This window comes from Nocardioides astragali, assembly GCF_024436375.1.
GTDB lineage: Bacteria > Actinomycetota > Actinomycetes > Propionibacteriales > Nocardioidaceae > Nocardioides > Nocardioides astragali.
Genome location: NZ_JAFMZM010000005.1, coordinates 142,980 through 162,444, shown reverse-complemented (window position 1 = coordinate 162,444; position 19,465 = coordinate 142,980). Strand labels below are relative to the sequence as shown.

At 71.2% G+C, this 19,465-nt stretch carries 17 protein-coding genes and 1 tRNA gene; 9 read left to right on the top strand and 9 right to left on the bottom strand.

Annotation, left to right across the window (positions count from 1 at the left end):
* Window positions 1-30: 30 nt before the first annotated feature.
* From thrB to argS, 5 genes are read right to left on the bottom strand one after another with little or no spacing between them, the layout of a single operon-like run.
* Window positions 31-930, bottom strand: a complete 900-nt coding sequence (gene thrB, locus J3P44_RS17835; protein WP_255891808.1) for a homoserine kinase — start codon at window positions 928-930, stop codon at window positions 31-33.
* Window positions 931-934: 4 nt separating this feature from the next.
* Complete coding sequence (gene thrC / locus J3P44_RS17830; RefSeq protein ID WP_255891807.1) at window positions 935-2,014, bottom strand: threonine synthase; 1,080 nt, start codon at window positions 2,012-2,014, stop codon at window positions 935-937.
* Window positions 2,011-3,327: a homoserine dehydrogenase gene (locus tag J3P44_RS17825; protein ID WP_255891806.1), complete on the bottom strand. Its 1,317-nt coding sequence runs from the start codon at window positions 3,325-3,327 to the stop codon at window positions 2,011-2,013. The genes thrC and J3P44_RS17825 overlap by 4 nt, the downstream gene beginning before the upstream one ends.
* Window positions 3,324-4,742 carry a diaminopimelate decarboxylase gene (gene lysA / locus J3P44_RS17820; protein ID WP_372496643.1) on the bottom strand — a complete coding sequence of 473 codons (1,419 nt, stop codon included), beginning with the start codon at window positions 4,740-4,742 and terminating at the stop codon, window positions 3,324-3,326. The genes J3P44_RS17825 and lysA overlap by 4 nt, the downstream gene beginning before the upstream one ends.
* Before the next feature lie 6 nt (window positions 4,743-4,748).
* Window positions 4,749-6,434 (bottom strand): arginine--tRNA ligase, encoded by a 1,686-nt coding sequence (gene argS, locus J3P44_RS17815; RefSeq protein WP_255891805.1) that lies wholly within the window; start codon window positions 6,432-6,434, stop codon window positions 4,749-4,751.
* 106 nt (window positions 6,435-6,540) lie between these two features.
* Here argS and J3P44_RS17810 point away from each other — a divergent pair, with 106 nt between their 5' ends.
* The 3 genes from J3P44_RS17810 to J3P44_RS17800 all read left to right on the top strand — a co-directional run bounded on the left by J3P44_RS17810 (window position 6,541) and on the right by J3P44_RS17800 (window position 8,802).
* Complete coding sequence (locus tag J3P44_RS17810) at window positions 6,541-7,038, top strand: thioesterase family protein (protein WP_255891804.1); 498 nt, start codon at window positions 6,541-6,543, stop codon at window positions 7,036-7,038.
* 96 nt (window positions 7,039-7,134) lie between these two features.
* Window positions 7,135-7,207, top strand: a tRNA-Arg gene (locus tag J3P44_RS17805).
* Between the two features lie 179 nt (window positions 7,208-7,386).
* Window positions 7,387-8,802 (top strand): choice-of-anchor P family protein, encoded by a 1,416-nt coding sequence (locus tag J3P44_RS17800; RefSeq protein ID WP_255891803.1) that lies wholly within the window; start codon window positions 7,387-7,389, stop codon window positions 8,800-8,802.
* Window positions 8,803-8,829: 27 nt separating this feature from the next.
* Here the strand turns inward: J3P44_RS17800 and J3P44_RS17795 are convergent, their stop codons facing one another.
* Window positions 8,830-9,747, bottom strand: coding sequence for an LCP family protein (locus J3P44_RS17795; RefSeq protein ID WP_255891802.1), 918 nt, complete (start codon window positions 9,745-9,747; stop codon window positions 8,830-8,832).
* On the bottom strand, window positions 9,744-10,364 hold the full coding sequence (locus tag J3P44_RS17790; protein ID WP_255891801.1) for a hypothetical protein: 621 nt from the start codon (window positions 10,362-10,364) through the stop codon (window positions 9,744-9,746). The genes J3P44_RS17795 and J3P44_RS17790 overlap by 4 nt, the downstream gene beginning before the upstream one ends.
* A gap of 132 nt (window positions 10,365-10,496) precedes the next feature.
* Here J3P44_RS17790 and J3P44_RS17785 point away from each other — a divergent pair, with 132 nt between their 5' ends.
* The 5 genes from J3P44_RS17785 to J3P44_RS17765 all read left to right on the top strand — a co-directional run bounded on the left by J3P44_RS17785 (window position 10,497) and on the right by J3P44_RS17765 (window position 16,459).
* Window positions 10,497-14,315, top strand: coding sequence for a multifunctional oxoglutarate decarboxylase/oxoglutarate dehydrogenase thiamine pyrophosphate-binding subunit/dihydrolipoyllysine-residue succinyltransferase subunit (locus J3P44_RS17785; protein ID WP_372496642.1), 3,819 nt, complete (start codon window positions 10,497-10,499; stop codon window positions 14,313-14,315).
* Window positions 14,316-14,336: 21 nt separating this feature from the next.
* Window positions 14,337-14,513 carry a DUF6104 family protein gene (locus tag J3P44_RS17780; RefSeq protein WP_255891799.1) on the top strand — a complete coding sequence of 59 codons (177 nt, stop codon included), beginning with the start codon at window positions 14,337-14,339 and terminating at the stop codon, window positions 14,511-14,513.
* A gap of 25 nt (window positions 14,514-14,538) precedes the next feature.
* Window positions 14,539-15,171: a TetR family transcriptional regulator gene (locus J3P44_RS17775; protein WP_255891798.1), complete on the top strand. Its 633-nt coding sequence runs from the start codon at window positions 14,539-14,541 to the stop codon at window positions 15,169-15,171.
* Window positions 15,172-15,236: 65 nt separating this feature from the next.
* Window positions 15,237-15,737 (top strand): sigma-70 family RNA polymerase sigma factor, encoded by a 501-nt coding sequence (locus J3P44_RS17770; RefSeq protein WP_255891797.1) that lies wholly within the window; start codon window positions 15,237-15,239, stop codon window positions 15,735-15,737.
* Window positions 15,734-16,459 (top strand): hypothetical protein, encoded by a 726-nt coding sequence (locus tag J3P44_RS17765; RefSeq protein WP_255891796.1) that lies wholly within the window; start codon window positions 15,734-15,736, stop codon window positions 16,457-16,459. The genes J3P44_RS17770 and J3P44_RS17765 overlap by 4 nt, the downstream gene beginning before the upstream one ends.
* 15 nt (window positions 16,460-16,474) lie before the next feature.
* Here the strand turns inward: J3P44_RS17765 and J3P44_RS17760 are convergent, their stop codons facing one another.
* Together J3P44_RS17760 and J3P44_RS17755 are read right to left on the bottom strand one after the other, a co-directional pair.
* Complete coding sequence (locus J3P44_RS17760; RefSeq protein WP_255891795.1) at window positions 16,475-17,182, bottom strand: SDR family oxidoreductase; 708 nt, start codon at window positions 17,180-17,182, stop codon at window positions 16,475-16,477.
* Entirely contained in the window at window positions 17,179-18,147 is a 969-nt protein-coding gene (locus J3P44_RS17755; RefSeq protein ID WP_255891794.1) for a zinc-binding dehydrogenase, read from the bottom strand. The genes J3P44_RS17760 and J3P44_RS17755 overlap by 4 nt, the downstream gene beginning before the upstream one ends.
* A gap of 70 nt (window positions 18,148-18,217) precedes the next feature.
* Here J3P44_RS17755 and J3P44_RS17750 point away from each other — a divergent pair, with 70 nt between their 5' ends.
* Window positions 18,218-19,459: a GNAT family N-acetyltransferase gene (locus J3P44_RS17750; protein WP_255891793.1), complete on the top strand. Its 1,242-nt coding sequence runs from the start codon at window positions 18,218-18,220 to the stop codon at window positions 19,457-19,459.
* Window positions 19,460-19,465 lie beyond the last annotated feature (6 nt).

Here is a 19,465-nt window from a genome sequence, read left to right as displayed (position 1 = left end):
GGACGGGCAGGTGCGCCGAACGGCGCGCCGTCAGGTTAGCAGGACCGCTCCGGCTGGTTCGATCGACAGGTCGTGACAGGTCCACCCGTCCGGGCAGCGCCCGGTCAGGGCCGAGGTGTCGGCGGAGCCGAAGGCGAGCACGGTGGGTCCCGCGCCGGAGACCACGGCGGGTACGCCGTCGGCACGGAGGCGGCGTACGAGCGCCAGGGTCTCCGGCATCGCCGGCTCCCGCTGCTCCTGGTGCAGCCAGTCGCGGGTGGCGGCGAGCAGGTGCTCCGGGCGGCCGGCGAGGGCGGCGACGAGGAGGGCCGCGCGACCCGAGTTGGCGGCAGCGTCGGCATGCGCCACCGACGCCGGCAGCAGGCCGCGCGCGACCGAGGTCTCGACCCCGCTCGGCGGGACGAAGGCGACAGCGGTGATCCGCGGGTCGACGCCGGCGCGGACGGCGTACCAGTGGTCGTCCTCGCGGCCCGAGATCACGAAGCCGCCGTAGAACGCCGGAGCCACGTTGTCCGGGTGTCCCTCGAGGTCGGCGGCGAGGTCGAAGAGGGCCTCGTCGGACGCAAGGAGCTGGCCGCCGGCGACCAGGCCGCGGGCCAGGACCACCCCCGCGACGATGGCTGCCGAGGAGGAGCCGAGCCCACGGGCGTGCGGGATCACGTTGTGGCAGGAGAGCCGCAGCCCGGGAGGCCGGGCGCCCATCAGCTCGAAGGACGCCCGCATCGCGCGCACGACCAGGTGCGACTCGTCGCGGGGTACGCCGTCTGCGCCGGCACCCTCGACCTCGACGAGCAGGCCCTCGGGCAGCACCTCGGCCTCGAGCTCGTCGCGCAGCGACAGCGCGAGCCCGAGCGAGTCGAAGCCAGGACCGAGGTTGGCCGACGTGGCCGGGACGGTGACCCGCACCGCGCCCTCGACGAAGGTCGTCACGCCCTCAGGCCAGCCCGGCCGCGGCCGCGGCAGTGTCGACGTCGGCGTCCACGACGGTGTCGACGATGTCGCCGCAGGACTCCAGCGCCGTAGCAGTGTCCTTGAGTCCGTGGCCCGTGACCGTGATCGCCACGGTCGACCCGGCGAAGGACTGCCCGGAGGCCACCGCTGCCAGCAGGCCGGCGACTCCCGCTGCCGAGGCGGGCTCGACGAAGACGCCGTCGTTGCGGGCGAGGTCGAGCTGCGCGGCGAGGATCTGGGCGTCGGTCAGCGCCGCGAAGCCACCCTCGGACTCCTTGGCGGCCTGCTCGGCGAGGTGCCACGAGGCCGGGTTGCCGACCCGGATGGCGGTGGCCTTGGTCTCGGGATCGGGGAACGGCTCACCGGTCACGAGCGGCGCCGCGCCCTCGGCCTGGAAGCCGAGCATCCGCGGTCGCCGGGTGGCGCGGCCGAGGTCGGCGTACTGCTGGTAGCCGAGCCAGTAGGCCGAGATGTTGCCCGCGTTGCCCACCGGCAGGAGGTGGAAGTCGGGGGCGTCGCCGAGGAAGTCGACGATCTCGAAGGAGGCGGTCTTCTGGCCCTGGAGCCGCACCGGGTTGACCGAGTTGACGAGCTCGACCGGGTAGCCCTTGGAGAGGCCGATCGCCATGGCGAGGCAGTCGTCGAAGTTGCCGCGGACCATGATGACCTGCGCCCCGTGCACCACGGCCTGCGCGAGCTTGCCGGCGGCGATCTTGCCCTCGGGGATCAGGACGAGCGGCTTGAGCCCGGCCTTCGCGGCGTAGGCGGCCATCGAGGCCGAGGTGTTGCCGGTGGAGGCGCACACCACCGCCCGGGCGCCGAGGTGCTTGGCGTGCGAGATCGCCGCGGTCATCCCGCGGTCCTTGAAGGAGCCGGTCGGGTTGTCGCCCTCGACCTTGAGCCACACCGCGGCGCCCGTCACGCCGGAGAGCCACTCGGAGTGCACGAGGGGGGTCCCGCCCTCGCGGAGGGTCACCGCCTCGAGGCCATCGGGCAGGTCGAGCAGGTCGCGGTACTCCTCGATCACGCCGCGCCACTGGTGGGCCGCCCTGAGCTCGCTCATTCGGAGTCTCCTTCCACCCGCATCACCGAGGTGACCTCGCGGACGATGTCCATCCCGCGCAGCTGCGCGACGGTCGCGCTGAGTGCGGCGTCGGGTGCCTCGTGCGACACGACGACGAGCTGGGCGTCGGCCCCACGGCCCTCCTGCCGGACGGTCTGGATCGACACGTCGTGGTCGGCGAAGGCGTTGGCGACAGCGGCGAGCACGCCCGCCCGGTCGTCGACGTCGATCGCCACGTGGTAGCGGGTGCGGGTCTCCCCCATCGGCTGGACGGCCCGGTCGGCGTACGCCGACTCCCCCGCGCCGCGCGTCCCGGCGAGGCGGTTGCGGGCCACCGTGACCAGGTCGCCGAGCACGGCGCTCGCGGTGGGCGCCCCGCCGGCACCCGGTCCGTAGAACATGAGCCGGCCGGCCGCCTCGGACTCCACGAACACGGCGTTGTAGGCCTCGTGCACGCTGGCCAGCGGGTGCGAGCGCGGGATCATCGCGGGGTGCACCCGGGCTGCGACGACGTCCTGCCCGTCGGGCCCGGGGCGCAGCTCGCAGATGGCGAGCAGCTTGACCACCGAGCCCATGTCGCGGGCGCTGGCGACGTCGGCCGCGGTGACCTCCGAGATGCCCTCGCGGTGGACGTCGGCGGCGGTCACGCGGGAGTGGAAGGCCAGGCTGGCGAGGATCGCCGCCTTGGCCGCGGCGTCGAAGCCCTCGACATCGGCGGTCGGGTCGGCCTCGGCGTAGCCGAGCTCCTGGGCCTCCTCCAGCGCCTCGGAGAACCCGGCCCCGGAGGTGTCCATCCGGTCGAGGATGAAGTTGGTGGTGCCGTTGACGATGCCCAGCACCCGGGTGACCCGGTCACCGGCGAGCGACTCCCGCAGCGGGCGCAGGATCGGGATCGCGCCGGCCACGGCCGCCTCGTAGTAGAGGTCGCGCTCGGCCTTGGCGGCCGCCTCGAAGAGGGTCGGTCCGTCCTCGGCCAGGAGCGCCTTGTTGGCCGTGACCACACTGGCGCCGTTCTCGAGTGCGGAGAGGATGAGCGAGCGGGCGGGCTCGATCCCCCCGATGACCTCGACCACCACGTCGACGTCGTCGCGGGCCACGAGAGCGGCAGCGTCGGTGGTCAGCAGCCCGTCGGGCACCTCCACGTCACGCGGCGCGTCAAGCCGGCGTACGGCGACCCCGACCAGCTCGACCGGCACGCCGACGCGGGCGGCCATGTCGTCGTGCTGCTCGGCCAGCAGCCGCACCACCTGGGAGCCGACTGCTCCGCAGCCGAGCACCGCCACCTTGAGCGTGCGCTTGTCACCCTCGTTCATGAGACACCCACATCAGTCGCCAACAAGTCGGCGACAGTCTCTCGTCGCAGCACGGTGAAAGTCTTCCCGTCCCGAACTCCGATCACCGGAGGACGCAGCGCGTGGTTGTAGTTGGAGGCCATGGATCTGCAGTAGGCGCCGGTGCCGGGCACCGCCACCAGGTCGCCGGGACCCACGTCTCCGGGCAGGAACTCGTCCTTCACGACGATGTCGCCCGCCTCGCAGTGCTTGCCGACGACCCGGGACAGGACCGCCTCGGCATCGGAGCGGCGCGAGGCGAGCGTGGCGGAGTAGTCGGCGTCGTAGAGGGCGGTGCGGATGTTGTCGCTCATGCCCCCGTCCACGGAGACGTACGTGCGCCGCGCGCCCCCGTCGAGCTCGACCTGCTTGACGGTGCCCACCTCGTAGACGGTGCACACGGCCGGGCCGACGATCGCCCGGCCGGGCTCGATCGAGAGCCGCGGCTCGCTGATCCCGAGCCCGCGGCACTCGTGCTCGACGATCTTGGACATCTCCGTGGCCAGCTGGGCGGGGTCCGACGGGTCGTCCTGGGTGGTGTAGGCGATGCCGAAGCCTCCACCGAGGTCCATCTCGGGCATCTCGACGCCGATCTCCTCGCCCACGGTCGCGTGCAGCGCGAGCACCCGCCGGGCGGCCACCTCGAAGCCGGAGGTGTCGAAGATCTGGCTGCCGATGTGGGAGTGCAGGCCGAGCAGGTCCAGCCCCTCGGCCTGGTGGACGCGGCGTACGGCCTCCAGGGCGTCACCGCTGGCGATGGAGAAGCCGAACTTCTGGTCCTCGTGGGCAGTGGCGATGTACTCGTGGGTGTGGGCCTCGACCCCGGCTGTGACGCGCACCATCACCCCGACCGTGCGGCCGAGCTCGGTCGCCACCGCGGAGAGCCGCTCGATCTCGACGAAGGAGTCGACGATGACGCGCCCGACGCCCAGCTCGACGGCGCGCTGGAGCTCGCCGAGGGTCTTGTTGTTGCCGTGGAAGCCGACACGGTCCATCGGGAAGCCCGCACGCTCGGCCACCGTGAGCTCGCCGTCGGAGCACACGTCGAGCGAGAGCCCCTCCTCGGCCAGCCAGCGGGCCACCGTCGTGCAGAGGAACGCCTTGCCGGCGTAGAAGACGTCGTAGCCGCCGAAGGCGTCGCGGAAGGCGCGCGCCCTGCTGCGGAAGTCGGCCTCGTCGAGGACGTACGCCGGCGAGCCGTGCTCGCGGACCACGTCGGTCACCGGCACCCCGCCGACCGCGAGAACGCCGTCGGACTTGGCGGCCGTCTGCGACCACAGGTGGGTCACCAGCTCGTTGGGGTCGGCTGGCTCACGCAGCCAGTGGGGCCCGCCGGGGCGTGTGGAGCGCAGCGCGCCGTCGGCGTGCGCCCAGCCGGAGGGATGGGCAGTCGGCACGCCCGATCACATCCTCTCGGGCGCGGAGACGCCGAGCAGGCGGAGGCCGTTGGCGATGACCGTCCGGGTTGAGGCGACCATCATGAGCCGCGCCTCGTTGACCGGGGCCACCGGCTCGTCTCCCTGGGGCAACATGCGGCACTCCTTGGTGTCGTACCACTTGTTGAAGACCGATGCCGTGTCCTCGAGGTAGCGCGCCACCCGGTGGGGCGCGCGCAGCTCAGCGGCGGCGGTGACCACCCGCGGGAACTCCGCCAGCGCCCGGAGCAGCGTGCCGTCCAGCTCGTGGGCCAGCAGCGTCGGGTCGAACGAGTCCTCGGGCAGCGACATGCCGAGGTCGGCGGCGTTCTCCATCATCCGGCAGGTGCGGGCGTGGGCGTACTGGACGTAGTAGACGGGGTTGTCGTTGTGGGCCCTGGCCCACAGGTCCAGGTCGAGGTCGATGTTGGTGTCGTTGGTGTAGCGAGCGAGGGCATAGCGCGACGCGTCGACGCCGATGGCGTCCACCAGGTCGTTGATCGTGACCGTGGTGCCGGCACGCTTGGACATCCGCAGCGGCTTGCCGTCGCGCAGCAGGTTGACCATCTGGCCGATGAGGATCTCCAGGTCCTTGCCCGGCTCGTCCCCGAACGCGGCGCACATGGCGTTCATCCGGCCGACGTAGCCGTGGTGGTCGGCGCCGAGCATGATGAAGCAGCGGTCGAAGCCCCGCTCCTTCTTGTCGAGGTAGTAGGCCAGGTCACCCGAGATGTAGGCCGGAGTGCCGTTGGAACGCACGATCACGCGGTCCTTGTCGTCGCCGTACTTCTCGGTCCTGAGCCACAGCGCGCCGTCAGCCTCGTAGGTGTTGCCCATCTCGGTGAGTCGCGAGATCGCGCGCTCGACGGCGCCGGACTCGTGCAGGTTGTTCTCGTGGAAGTAGACGTCGAAGTCGACTCCGAAGTCGTGCAACGACTGCTTGATCTCGGCGAACATCAGCTCGACGCCCTCGGCACGGAAGACCTCCTGGGCCTCGTCCTCGGGCAGGTCGAGGACCTCGGGCCGCTTGGCGACGACGTCCTTGGCGATCTCCTCGATGTAGGCCCCGCCGTAGCCGTCCTCGGGCACCGGCCGCCCCTTCGCCCAGGCCAGCAGGGAGGAGCTGAACCGGTCGAGCTGGGCGCCGTGGTCGTTGAAGTAGTACTCGCGGGTCACCTCCGCGCCGGAGAAGGTGAAGATCCGTCCCAAGGCGTCGCCCACGGCGGCCCAGCGGACCGCGCCGATGTGCAGCGGTCCAGTCGGGTTGGCGGAGACGAACTCGAGGTTGATCTTCTCGCCGGCGAACGCGTCGGAGGAGCCGTACGACTCCCCCGCGGCGACGATGTCGGCCGCGACCTGCCCCTGGGCACCGGCCTCGACCGTGATGTTGAGGAAGCCGGGTCCGGCGATCTCCACCTCGCTGATGCCGTCGGAGGCGCGCAGCCGCTCGGCCACGAGGTCGGCGAAGGCGCGCGGGTTGGTGCCCTGCCCATTGATCAACACTTGCTTCGCCAGCTGCAGCGCCACGTTGGTGGCGTAGTCGCCGTGGCCCTTCTGCCGGGGTCGCTCCACCGTGACCCGGGTCGGCACGCCGTCGGGCAGCGTGATCGCGCCGTCGGCCACGAGGGCCCCCAGCGCGTCGACGATGGTCTCGGAGAGCTGATCAGGATTCACCCGCCAACCCTATCGGCGCGGCACACCGGGGACCGAACCGGTTTCACGCCCTGGCCACCCGTCCGTCGCTCCAGGGCGCACCGGCACTGCCCTATGGTTCTGGGCTGTGACGACGCATCCCACCTACGACCAGCTGGTCGCCCTTCCGGCCTACGTCGAGCAGCCCGTGCCGATGCCGTTCGAGGACATCAACGGCCATCTCAACGTGCGGCACTACATCGGCATCGCCAGCGAGGGCCTCGACGAGTCGCTGGTCGAGGTCGGGATCCCGATGATGTGGCCGCTGACGCACGGCCAGGCCTGCTTCACCGCCGAGCACCACGTCACCTACCTGAGCGAGCTGCGCACCGGCGACACGATGTCGGCCCGGGTGCGCCTGCTCGGTCGCTCGGAGCGCGCCGGTCACGCGCTGGTCTACCTGCTCGACGAGACGCACCGGAGGGTGGCGTGCGTCGTCGAGGAGGTCTTCCTGCACGTCGACCTCGAGTCGCGCCTGACGTCGCCGTGGCCGGAGGACGTGGCTGCGGCGCTCGACGCCCGCGTCGCGGAGCACGAGGCGCTGCCGTTCGCGCCGACGACGTCCGGTTCGCTCGCGCTGCGCTGAGATCCCGCGCTGGGACCCGCACTGTCGGCCAACCGGTTTCACGCCCCCGTCGGGCGACCGGTAGTCTTCACCGCGCACTGGCCGAGGCCCGTGCGGGCCTCCGTAGCTCAGGGGATAGAGCACTGGTTTCCGGTACCAGGTGCCGCAGGTTCGAATCCTGCCGGAGGCGCAGATCTGGTCGCCGAGCGGTGGCACCCTCGCGGGTGTCACCGCTCGAGGCATTTCAGCCCATAGTCTGACCCGGCCGTGACCAAACCGTGCCCGCCTCGTTGATCGGGCGAGGGAGTTACTGACCGGTACAAGGGGATCGGCGTCAGGAGAGCTCCCGGGGACCCTTTGGGAGGGAACATGCACCACAGCACCACTCGTCGCCTCGCGGCCGCGATCAGCATCGGCCTCAGCGCCGCGCTCGCCACCACGTCCGGGCTGGCGGCGCCGGCCCAGGCCACGGAGGGCGCGGAGGCTCGCGCCGGTCGAGCGGCCCAGCTGACCGACTTCGGCTACCGCGGCGACGTCTACGGCGTGAAGCTGGTGACCAACAGCGTCGAGGCCCTCAACCTCAAGGACGCCCACGCCCAGCAGCTCTGCACCCGTGCGGCCGGCCAGGTCGTCGAGCGCGAGAGCGTGGTGTCGGTGCCCGACAACCCGCTGATCAACGTCTCGGCCAGCACCAGCCGCACCGAGACCTACGTCGACGGCAGCACCCACGGCGTACGCGGCACCAGCACGATCGGCGACATCAGCATCGGCGGCACGGTCGGCCCACTGACCACGCCCAAGCTGGTCATCAAGGGTCTCCAGACCACGGCGAACGCCTTCAACACCCCGCAGGGCTACGGTCACGCCGAGAGCTTCACCTTCGCCAGCATCTCCCTCTCGCTGCTCGACAACACCGTCATCCAGAGCCTGCCGCCCGAGCTCCAGGAGCTCCTGGCGCCGCTCGACCAGGTCACCGACACCGTCTTCACCGGCACCCAGCAGGTCGCCCAGGAGGTGTTCCAGGTGCTGAGCGACGTGACCAGGCCGATCCAGATCCCCGGTCTCGGCAGCATCGCGCTCGGTTACAAGAACGGTCGCGCCAACAGCCACAACGCCCAGTCCCAGGCGTCCGCGCTGCGGATCGAGGTCACCGCCGGTGACCGCCGCCAGCTCGTCGAGCTCGGCACCGCTCGGGTCCGGATGGGCGGCCCCGCGCCCGTGGGCGTCTTCCGCTCCGGCGGCACCGCCATGGACTACCAGGCCCTCGAGGGCGCCCTGAAGTTCGGCAACGTCGAGCACAAGGCCCTCCCGTGCCAGGGCTCGCGCGGCAGGACCCAGACCTACAAGGTCCCGCACGCCAGCCAGCTGCTGCCGGTGCCGGTTCTGCTCGACGGCGTCGTCTACCAGGTCAACGGCGACCAGTTCCGTGCCAAGCAGGTCGCCAAGGGCTGGTCGCGCACCGCCATCGGGTCCGTGTCCATCCCCACTGCCCAGCTGGTGATCACCGACATCAGCTCGCGCGCCGCCATGCGGCAGAAGACCGGCCAGCGGGTCCGCTCCAAGGTCTCCACCGCCATCGGCTCGATCACCGTCGCTGGGGAGGCCCTCGCGATCCCCGAGCCCGGCGGTGTCGTCGAGCTGCCCAACGGCATGGGCGAGATCCAACGACAGCTGGTCGACACCGGCTACCGCGGCTCCCAGGTCATCGGCCTGCGGATCAAGCTCTACTCCGAGGCCGTGGTGATCGACCTGGCGCGCACCGCGGGGCGCATCTACCCGCGCTGACGCGCACGGCCGGCCAGCAACGGGTGGTCAGCAGTGACGCAGCGCGGCGTCGCTGCGCGCCTCGCGACCGAGGCGACGGGCCTGCGCGACGTCGGGGAACACGACGCTGGCGGCGCCGACGAAGCCGATCCGCCCGCGTACGACGCACGTGGTGATCTTCGACGGATCCACCCGGGCCACCGCCTGGGCCAGCTCGTAGAGCTCGGCCGGGGAGGCGTTGGTGTCCATGTGGGCCATCACGGTCATGACGCCGCGCTCGATGAAGCCGGGACGGTCGGCCTGGGACCTGATCCGGGCATGGATGCCGCGCAGCGTGCGCTGCTGGTTGGCCGACCGGTCGAAGTCACCGCCGACCAGGCCCTTGCGGATCCGGGAGAAGGCCATCGCGTTGTAGCCGTTGAGATGGATCCGGCCCCGGGCGAAGCCCTCCTTCTTGAGGTAGGGGTCGTAGAAGCGGCGCGGGTTGGTCACGGTGATCCCGCCGATGTCGTCGACCATGTCCTCGAAGAACGGGAACCGGGTGACCATCACGTAGTCGGGCTCGATGCCGGTCAGGTTGCGCATGGCCCCCGCCATGCCGCGCGGTCCGGCGAAGTAGAGGGCGGAGTTGATCTTCTCCCGGCCGTGGCCGGGGATGCTGACCCACGAGTCGCGGGGTACGCCGATCGCGGTGGCCGAGCCGGTGCGGGTGTTGATGCCGACCAGCTGGAGCGCGTCGCCGCGCGAGCGGACCATGCTCTGGCCCGGACGGGCGTCGGAGCCGACCGCCAGGATCCACACCACGTCCTCGCCGCCGACGGCGACGCCCTGGGCGTGGCGGATCTTGACCAGGCTCACCTCGGTGGACTGCACCGTGGACTGGGGCACGACGAGGGCGGTGACGGCGAGGACGGACGCGAGGGCGGCGGTCCGTGCGGCTCGGCGTACCCAGTGTGGGGCGTTCATCGCCGCGCTCCCTTCGAGACGTCGTAGCCGAAGATGCGCCACGCACCTCGCTTGTAGGTGAGGAACAGGCGTCCGCGGACGACCGTGGTGCCGGCCTTCTCGCCGCTGGTCGCGAAGCGCAGCTTCACGTGGGCCGTCACCGAGCGGGCGCGCCTGCCGGTGGCGAGGATGTCGAGGGAGACCGTGCGGCGCTGGGCGGTCACGGAGTCGATGCGGGGCCCGAGGGTCTGGTTGGTCAGCAGGGCCTTGTCGGCCCGGGCGAGCTTCTCGGCGCCGTCGGTGAAGCCCGGGAACGCGTCGGGGAAGCTGCTGCGCGGGTAGGTCCCGCCGAGGTAGGCCGCCTCCCACCAGCGGTCGACGACCGCACCGACCTGCTGGCGTACGGCCTTGCGACGCTTGTCGGGCAGGCGGCCGAAGACCCGGTGGATCTTCGTGGTGGTCTCGACGGGATGGGACGCGAGCGTCACCTGGGCGTCGTTGCGGCTGAGCCGCTCGGGTGCGGCCGACGGTTCGGAGACCGACCGGCAGGCAGCGGCGGACAGGGGCAGGGTGCAGACGAGCATGAGTCCGGCGCAGCGGCGGGCCCACGAGGTGCGGCCCGGCAAGGGGCTTGGCATGACGACTCCAGGCAGGTGGTGCGGGGGGTGATCCGGGTGTGGGCGACACCATGCCTCAAAGGACCTCCCCGCCCCTGCATTTGCACGCGTGTGCGACTAGCCTTGTCAGCGACTTGGTCAAACCCTTGCGCGATGAGATCTGGAAGAGGCGAAAGAAGCGTGGCGCAGTCCCCGAACGGGCAGTCCGGCAACCAGTCCTCGGTTGCTCCGTCATCTGACCTGGGAGCCAACGAGTGGCTCGTGGAGGAGATGAAGGAGCAGTACGACAAGGACCCCGCGAGCGTGGGTCCTGAGTGGGCGAGCTACTTCAGCAACGGGATGCCCCCGAAGGCTGCGCCCGCCGAGGCTCCGGCCGCTGCCACCACGCGGGCCGCCGACAAGCCCGCCGACAAGCCCGCCACCCAGGCTTCTGCCCCGGCGCCCGCGAAGGCCGCCGCCCCGGCCGCCAAGGTCGCGGAGACCCCCGCGCCGAAGTCGACCCCGCGCCCGGCGGCCGCCGCCGATGAGCCCGCGAAGGGCACCACGACCCCCGTCGCCAAGGACCCCAAGCCGGCCGCGCCGGCGACGGCCAGCGACGAGCCCACCTACACGGTCCTGCGCGGTGCCCCTGCTCGCACCGCCGCCAACATGGACTCGTCGCTGACCGTGCCCACGGCCACCTCGGTGCGCTCGGTGCCGGTCAAGCTGCTCTGGGACAACCGCACGGTCATCAACAACCACCTGGCCCGCGCACGCGGCGGCAAGGTCTCCTTCACCCACCTCATCGGCTACGCCCTGGTCCGGGCGCTGCGGTCGATGCCGGAGATGAACGTCGGCTACGCGGTCGTCGACGGCAAGCCCAACCTGATCACCCCCGCGCACATCAACCTCGGCCTCGCCATCGACATGAAGAAGCCCGACGGCACCCGCCAGCTGCTCGTCCCGAGCATCAAGGCCGCCGAGGCGATGGACTTCGCAGCCTTCTGGACGGCGTACGAGGACGTGGTGCGCAAGGCGCGCGACAACAAGCTCACCGTCGCCGACTTCCAGGGGACCACGATCTCCCTGACCAACCCGGGCGGCATCGGCACCGTGCACTCCGTGCCGCGACTGATGGCCGGCCAGGGCGCGATCATCGGCGTCGGCGCGATGGAGTACCCGCCGGAGTGGCAGGGCGCCTCCGAGGAGGCGATCAACCGCAACGCCATCAGCAAGTCGATGACGCTGACCTCGACCTACGACCACCGCGTGATCCAGGGCGCGCAGTCGGGCGAGTTCCTCAAGCGCGTGCACGGCCTGCTGCTCGGCGAGGACGGCTTCTACGACGAGATCTTCCGATCCCTGCGCATCCCCTACGAGCCGATCCGCTGGGCCCGCGACGTGGTCGCCAGCCACGACGACGACATCGTCAAGCAGGCCCGCATCCTCGAGCTCATCCACGCCTACCGGGTCCGCGGCCACCTGATGGCCGACACCGACCCGCTGGAGTACCGCCAGCGCAGCCACCCTGACCTGGAGATCGAGTCGCACGGCCTCACTCTCTGGGACCTCGACCGCGAGTTCGCGACCGGGTCGTTCGGCGGCGAGGGCCGCCGCTTCATGAAGCTGCGCAACATCCTCGGCATCCTGCGCGACTCCTACTGCCGCACGACCGGCATCGAGTACATGCACATCATGGATCCCGAGCAGCGCAAGTGGATCCAGGAGCGGGTCGAGCAGCCCCACGTGAAGCCGCCCCGCGAGGAGCAGCTGCGGATCCTGCTCAAGCTCAACCAGGCAGAGGCATTCGAGACGTTCCTCCAGACCAAGTTCGTCGGGCAGAAGCGCTTCAGCCTCGAGGGTGGCGAGACCACCATCCCGCTCGTCGACGAGCTCTGCGAGGCGGCGGCCGAGACCGGGCTCGACGAGGTCACCATCGGCATGGCCCACCGCGGCCGGCTCAACATGCTCGCCAACATCGTCGGCAAGAAGTACAGCCAGATCTTCCGCGAGTTCGAGGGCAACATCGACCCGCGGACGGTCCAGGGCTCCGGCGACGTGAAGTACCACCTCGGCGCCGAGGGCGAGTTCGTGGCCGGCTCGGGCGACAAGATCAAGGTCTCCGTCGCCGCCAACCCCTCGCACCTCGAGGCGGTCAACCCGGTGCTGGAGGGCATCGCGCGCGCCAAGCAGGACCTGCTCGACCAGGGCGAGAAGTTCCCGGTCCTCCCGCTGCTGGTGCACGGCGACGCCGCGTTCGCCGGCCAGGGCGTGGTGGCCGAGACGCTCAACCTCTCGCAGCTGCGCGGCTACCGCACCGGCGGCACCGTGCACGTGGTCATCAACAACCAGGTCGGCTTCACCACCGCACCCGGCTCGTCGCGCTCCTCCCTCTACGCCACCGACGTGGCCCGCATGGTCCAGGCGCCGATCTTCCACGTCAACGGCGACGACCCCGAGGCCTGCATCCGGGTGGCCCGTCTCGCCTTCGACTACCGCCAGGCGTTCAACAAGGACGTCGTCATCGACCTCGTCTGCTACCGCCGCCGCGGCCACAACGAGGGCGACGACCCGTCCTACACCCAGCCGCTGATGTACGACCTGATCGAGCAGAAGCGCTCGGTGCGCAAGCTCTACACCGAGTCCCTCATCGGTCGTGGCGACATCACGATCGAGGAGGCCGAGCAGGTCCTCAAGGACTACCAGCAGCAGCTCGAGCGGGTCTTCACCGAGGTGCGCGAGGCCAGCTCGTCGGCGCCCACCGAGTGGACCACCGTCCCGGACTACCCGGACAAGCCGACCGGTGACTTCTCCACCGCCGTGACCCCGGAGGTCCTCAAGCGGATCGCCGACAGCTACGTCACGCCGCCGGACGGCTTCACCGTCCACCCCAAGGTCATGCCGCAGCTGCAGCGTCGTGCGGCGGCGATCACCGAGGGCCCGATCGACTGGGGCACCGGTGAGATCCTCGCGTTCGGCTCGTTGCTGATGGACGGCCGCCCCGTGCGATTGGCCGGTCAGGACTCGCGCCGCGGCACGTTCGTGCAGCGCTTCGCGACGATCATCGACCGCACCAACGCCGACGAGTGGACGCCCCTGACCAACCTCACCGAGGACCAGGCCAAGTTCCACGTCTACGACTCGCTGCTCTCCGAGTACGCCGCGCTCGGGTTCGAGTACGGCTACTCCGTGGCCCGCCCCGAGGCGCTCGTCCTGTGGGAGGCGCAGTTCGGTGACTTCGTCAACGGCGCGCAGACCGTCATCGACGAGTTCATCTCCGCAGGCGAGACCAAGTGGCGCCAGCAGTCGGGCGTCGTCCTGCTGCTCCCCCACGGCTACGAGGGCCAGGGTCCCGACCACTCCTCGGCGCGCATCGAAAGGTTCCTGACGATGTGCGCGGAGGACGCGATGGTGGTCGCGCAGCCCTCGACCCCCGCGTCGTACTTCCACCTGCTGCGTCGCCACTCCCTCGGTGAGGAGCACCGCCCCCTCATCGTCTTCACGCCGAAGTCGATGCTCAAGCGCAAGGAGGCGGCCTCGCAGCCGGCCGACTTCGTCGGGGCCACCACGTTCCGGCCGTTCATCGGGGACGACGACGCGGACCCGGCGCAGGTGGAGACGCTGATCATGTGCTCGGGCCGCGTGACCTGGGACATCATGGTCGAGCGCACCAAGCGCGACAACGGTGCGAAGTTCGCCGTCGGTCGCATCGAGCGGCTCTACCCGAACCCGCTCGAGGAGATCAAGGCCGAGGTCGCCAAGTACCCCAACCTCAAGGCGATCCGCTGGGTGCAGGACGAGCCGCGCAACATGGGCCCGTGGCCGCACTACCAGCTCAACGTGTGGCCCGAGCTGGGCCTGACCGTCGAGCCGGTCACCCGCCCGTCCTCGGCGTCGCCGTCGGTCGGCACGCTGAAGCGCCACGTGGAGGAGCAGAAGACGCTGCTCGACGCGGCCTTCGAGTCGCCCCGCGGCGGCGACACCGACTACTGAGGCGCGCAGGGAGAAGCACCGGTGTACTTCACCGACCGAGGGATCGAGGAGCTCGAGCGGCGCCGGGGTGACGAGGAGGTCACCTTGGCGTGGCTCGCCGAGCAGCTGCAGGCCTTCGTCGACGCCCACCCCGAGTTCGAGACGCCTGTCGAGCGGCTGGCCACCTGGCTGGCCCGCCTCGACGACCCGGACGACTGAGCCGCGACTGCCCTACGATCACGCCATGGGGGAACCGGGGGCTAGCGGGTCGCGGGCCGAGCGCAAGGAACGCACCCGGCGGGCCATCCTCGACGCCGCCCTCGCGCTGGCCGCCGACTCGAGCCTGGGGGCGATCTCCCTGCGCCAGGTCGCCAAGCAGGTCGGGGTGGTGCCGACCGCGTTCTACCGGCACTTCGGCTCGCTCGAGCTGCTGGGGCTGGCCCTGGTCGACGAGAGCTTCCGGTCCCTGCGACTCATGCTCCTCGACGGGTGGCGGCACGCGCCGGAGTACCGAGACGTCATCGACGGGTCGCTGCCGATCGTCGCGCAGCACGTGCGGGAGAACCGCACGCACTACGCGTTCATCGCGCGCGAGCGCACCGCCGGCTCGCCCCGCATCCGCGAGGCCATCAACCACGAGATCGAGCTGATCACCCGCGAGCTCGCCACCGACATCGCCCGCAGCGGAGCGGCCGAGCACTACTCGAGCACCGACATCGCCCTTCTCGCCGACCTCGTCGTCTCCTTCGTGGTCACCATGGCCGAGCGTCTCGTGGACGACCCGGACGCCGAGGCCCAGACCCTCGACCAGGCTCGTACGCAGCTGCGGATGCTGCTGGTGGGCGCCCTCAACTGGCGTTCCCGCGAGCCGCTCTGAGGGAACCTCCCGTGCCGCTCGTGGATCTCTACTCATGACGACGCCTACACGAATGAGGAGACGGCATGCGAGCGCCTGCCTGGGAAGCGACCTACTGCGAGTTCTTCGTGACCCGCCGCCGGCGCCTGCTCGGCATCGCGTACGCCATCCTGGGCAGCTGGCCGGCCGCGGAGGACGCGACGCAGACGGCCTTCGTGAAGCTCTACCTCCATTGGCCGAGGATCGATCCCGCGGCCGTGGACGCCTACGCCCGGCGCACGGTGGTGACCACCAGCATCCAGTCGGCCCAGAAGCGCGCGCGTGAGCCGCTGACCGACTCCGTCGCCGACCATGCGGCGCGCGAGATCGACGTCGACGTGCGCGTCGACCTCATGGGCGCCCTCGCCCAGCTCTCTCCACGCGATCGCGCGGTCCTCGCGCTCCGCTTCCTCGAGGACCTGTCGGTCACGGAGGTCGCCGGGTTGCTCGGCGTGGCCGAAGGCACCGTCAAGAGCCAGACCAACCGCGCCCTCGCGCGCCTTCGGGCCGACGAGGCGACAGCCAGCACCGAGAGGAAGACCTCATGAGCTCCGACACCGACATCAGGCAGGCCTACACCCGCGTCACCGACGATGCCTCGAGCGGACCGGACCTCGCCGAGGTCCTCGCGCGCGGCCGCGGCGCACGGCGACGGCGTACGCGACTTCGTGTCGCCGGGGCTGCGGGCGTCGCCGCGGCAGTGGTGGCCGCAGGCGTCCTCGTGCCTCGGGTGACGGACGCCGACGACGTCGTCGCACCCGCGGCTGCGCCGGCTGCGACTGACTACGTCGCCGGGACGACGGTGGACGACACGATGGTGAGCACTGTCTCTGCGCACCTCCCCGGTCTCGGGCAGCCACGCGACGTCTTCCCCAGCAATTTCGACCACACCGGCCCGATGCCGGACCAGGACTTCGCCGCGGCCACCGACTGGCAGGCGGAGTACGACGTCGAGGGCGGTGGCTTCTTCCGGCTGCTGCTGGCGCACGCCGGGAAGCCCTACGTCCCGCTGTGCGACGACTGCCTCCGCACCGAGGTGCCGGGCGGCCGGATCGGCGTCGACTGGAGCCAGTCCCTCGCCGACATCGACGCCGATCACCCGTGGGCGTTCCGCGTCGTGTTCCAGGGCGACGACGGCCGCATCGCCGTCGCCACCGAGAAGGTGGCCGGCGCCACCCTGAGCTCGGCGCGGCAGGCACGTACCTTCACCGACGCGCAGCTGGCAGAGCTCGTGCAGGACCCGACCCTCACGTTCCCGGATCCGGACTAGCGCGCCGGCCGGATCCTAGGTCCCCGCACGCGGCACGACCGGACGCACGGTCACGTCGGGGATCGTCGCGTCGGCAGGCAGGTCGATGACGTGCAGGATCGTGTCGACGACCGTCTCCGCGCTGATCCAGCGCGAGGAGTCGTACGTGCGCCCCTCCTGCTCGTGCACCTTCTCCTGCATGGGGGTGGCGGTGCGACTCGGGTAGACCGTGCTCACCCGCACCCCCGACTCGACCTCCTCCGCGCGCAGGGAGTCGGCCAGGGCCCGCAGGCCGAACTTCGAGGCGGCGTAGGCCGACCACTCCGCGCTCGCGCTGAGGCCGGCGGAGGAGTTGACGAAGACCACGGTCCCGCGGCTCTCGCGCAGGTGCGGGAGGAGCTCTCGGGTCAGCACCGCCGGGGCGGTGAGGTTGACCGCCAGCTGCTCCTCCCAGTCGGCCAGGCGCAGCCGCGCCACAGGACTGAGGTCGACCACGCCGGCGACGTGCAGCAGCGTGTCCGCTCCCCCGTCGACCTGGCGCCCCAGGCCGTTGAGCGTGCCGGGGTCGGCGAGGTCGGCGACCAGCACCTGGGCCTGCGGGAAGGTGTCGCCCAGCTCGGCGGCGCGCGAGTCGTCGCGGGCGACGAGGACGAGCGCGTCGCCACGGTCGGCCAGGCGGTGCGCCAGCGCGAGCCCGATCCCCGAGCCAGCGCCGGTGAGGACGTGCCGCATCTGCCCGGTCACCGGGTGAAGACGATCTTGCCGAAGACGTCGCCCTCCGCCATCGCCGCGAAGCCGTCGCGCGCCTGGTCCATCGGGAGGGTGCGGTCCACCAGCGGACGAGTGCCGGTCGCGTCGAGGAACTTCACGAGGGCGTCGAGCTCGTGGCGGGTGCCCATCGTCGAGCCGATCACGGACAGCTGGAGGAAGAAGATGCGCGTCAGCTCCGCGTCGTCGACGTTGGGACCGGAGGTCGTGCCGCTGATGACGATGCGGCCGCCCGGGCGAAGCGAGCGGATCGAGTGGCTCCAGGTGGCCCGGCCGACGGTCTCCATCACCGCGTCGACCTTCACCGGCAGGCGGGCGCCGGACTCGAAGACCTCGTGGGCGCCGAGCTCGAGCGCACGCGCCCGTTTGGCCTCGTCGCGGCTGGTGGCGAGGACCTTCAGGCCCGCCGCCCGGCCGAGGATGATCAGGGCGGTGGCCACGCCGCCGCCCGCGCCCTGCACCAGCACGGTCTCACCGGGCTTGAGGTCGCCCTGGCTGAAGAGCATGCGATAGGCCGTGAGCCACGCGGTCGGCAGGCAGGCCGCCTCCTCGAAGGAGAGCGAGGCGGGCTTGGGGACCAGGTTGCGGCGCGGCACGATGACCTGCTCGGCGAAGGTGCCCTGGTGGCGCTCGGAGAGCAGCGAGCGCGTGGGGTCGTACGTCTCGTCGCCGCCCCACGCCGGGTCGCTCACCACCGCATGCACGACGACCTCGTTGCCGTCCTCGTCCAGGCCCGCGGCGTCGCAGCCGAGGATCATCGGCAGCGCCTCCTCGCGCAGGCCCACGCCACGCAGCGACCACAGGTCGTGGTGGTTGAGGCTGGCCGCCTTCACCGTGACGGTGGCCCAGCCGTCCGGGGCCTGGGGAGCAGGTCGCTCTCCCACCACCAGTCCGCTCAGCGGGTCGTCGGTGGCGAAGGACTCGGCATAGACGGCGAACATGGCGTCGACCCTAGCGAGTGGCGGTCGTTATCCGGTTGCACCTCCCCACCGCGGACGGTTGGCTGGCCGCGTGAACATCGACGTACGCCCCTCGCACGACGCCGAGAAGTTCCTGGCCACCGACCAGCTCGTCTGGTTCGCCGAGGTCACGGACTCCGACGCCGCCCTCCTCCGGCTCGGGCTGCCGGAGGACCAGCGGTTCGTGGTCGACCTGCCTGACGGGCCGGAGGGCCTGCACAGCGGGATCTACGGCGTGCGCCCGATGGAGATGTCCGTGCCCGGCGGGACCGTGGTGCCGATCGCGGGCCTCACGTGGGTCGGTGTCCACCCCGACTCCCGCCGCCGGGGCGTGCTCGCCGCGATGATGACCGACCACCTGTCCCGCTCGCACGATGCCGGGTTGGCGATCTCCGCGCTCCACGCCAGCGAGCCGGGCATATACGGCCGCTTCGGCTACGGCACGGCCGCGCTCACGCACCAGGTCAGCATCGGCCGCGGGACGACGTTCACGGCGCCGCAGCTCGAGGACGAGGTCTCGGGCATCACCACCCACGTGACGACGATGTCGCAGCCGGGTGTCGCCGAGCGGATGCGCGCCTGCCAGCTGGCGCACGCCGGCGACTTCCCAGGCACCATCGTCGGATCACCGGACTTCTTCTCCCTCATGACGACCGAGCCCCCGGAGGCGCTGCGCGACAAGGAGCGGCGCCGGGTCCTCTTCGCCTGTCGCAATGGCGGGGACGTCGGCTTCGTCGGGCTGCGCCGCGAGCACAAGTGGGACAACGCCCGGCCGTCGGGCACCGTCACCGCCGGCATGTTCTGCGGGGGTCCGGCGGCCCGGCTGGCGCTCGCCCGCCGCCTGGTCGACATCGACCTGATGGGCACAACGAAGCTGGAGAACATCGGCGTCGACGACCCACTGCTCGGGTGGGTGGGAGGCCCGCGCGGCACCGGCGACCTCCAGACCTGGGACAGCACCTGGATCCGCCTCGTCGACGTCGACGCGGCCTGGCCGCTCCGGTCCTACGACGACGACTGCGACGTCGTGGTGGAGGTGGAGGACCGCTACGCCCCGTGGAACGCCGGACGGTGGCGGTTGAACGCCTCTGGTGGCGAGGGCAAGGCCACTCGGGCCGACGAGGACGCCGACCTCACCCTCGACGTCAACGTCCTCGGCGCAGGCTTCCTCGGGCACGGGATCGGCGGCCTGCTGCGCGCGGGCCTCGTGCGCGAGCACCGCACCGGGGCGTACGCCGAGCTGACCAGGGCGATGCGGACGCTGGTCGCGCCGGAGCCGTCGATCGGGTTCTGAGCGCGG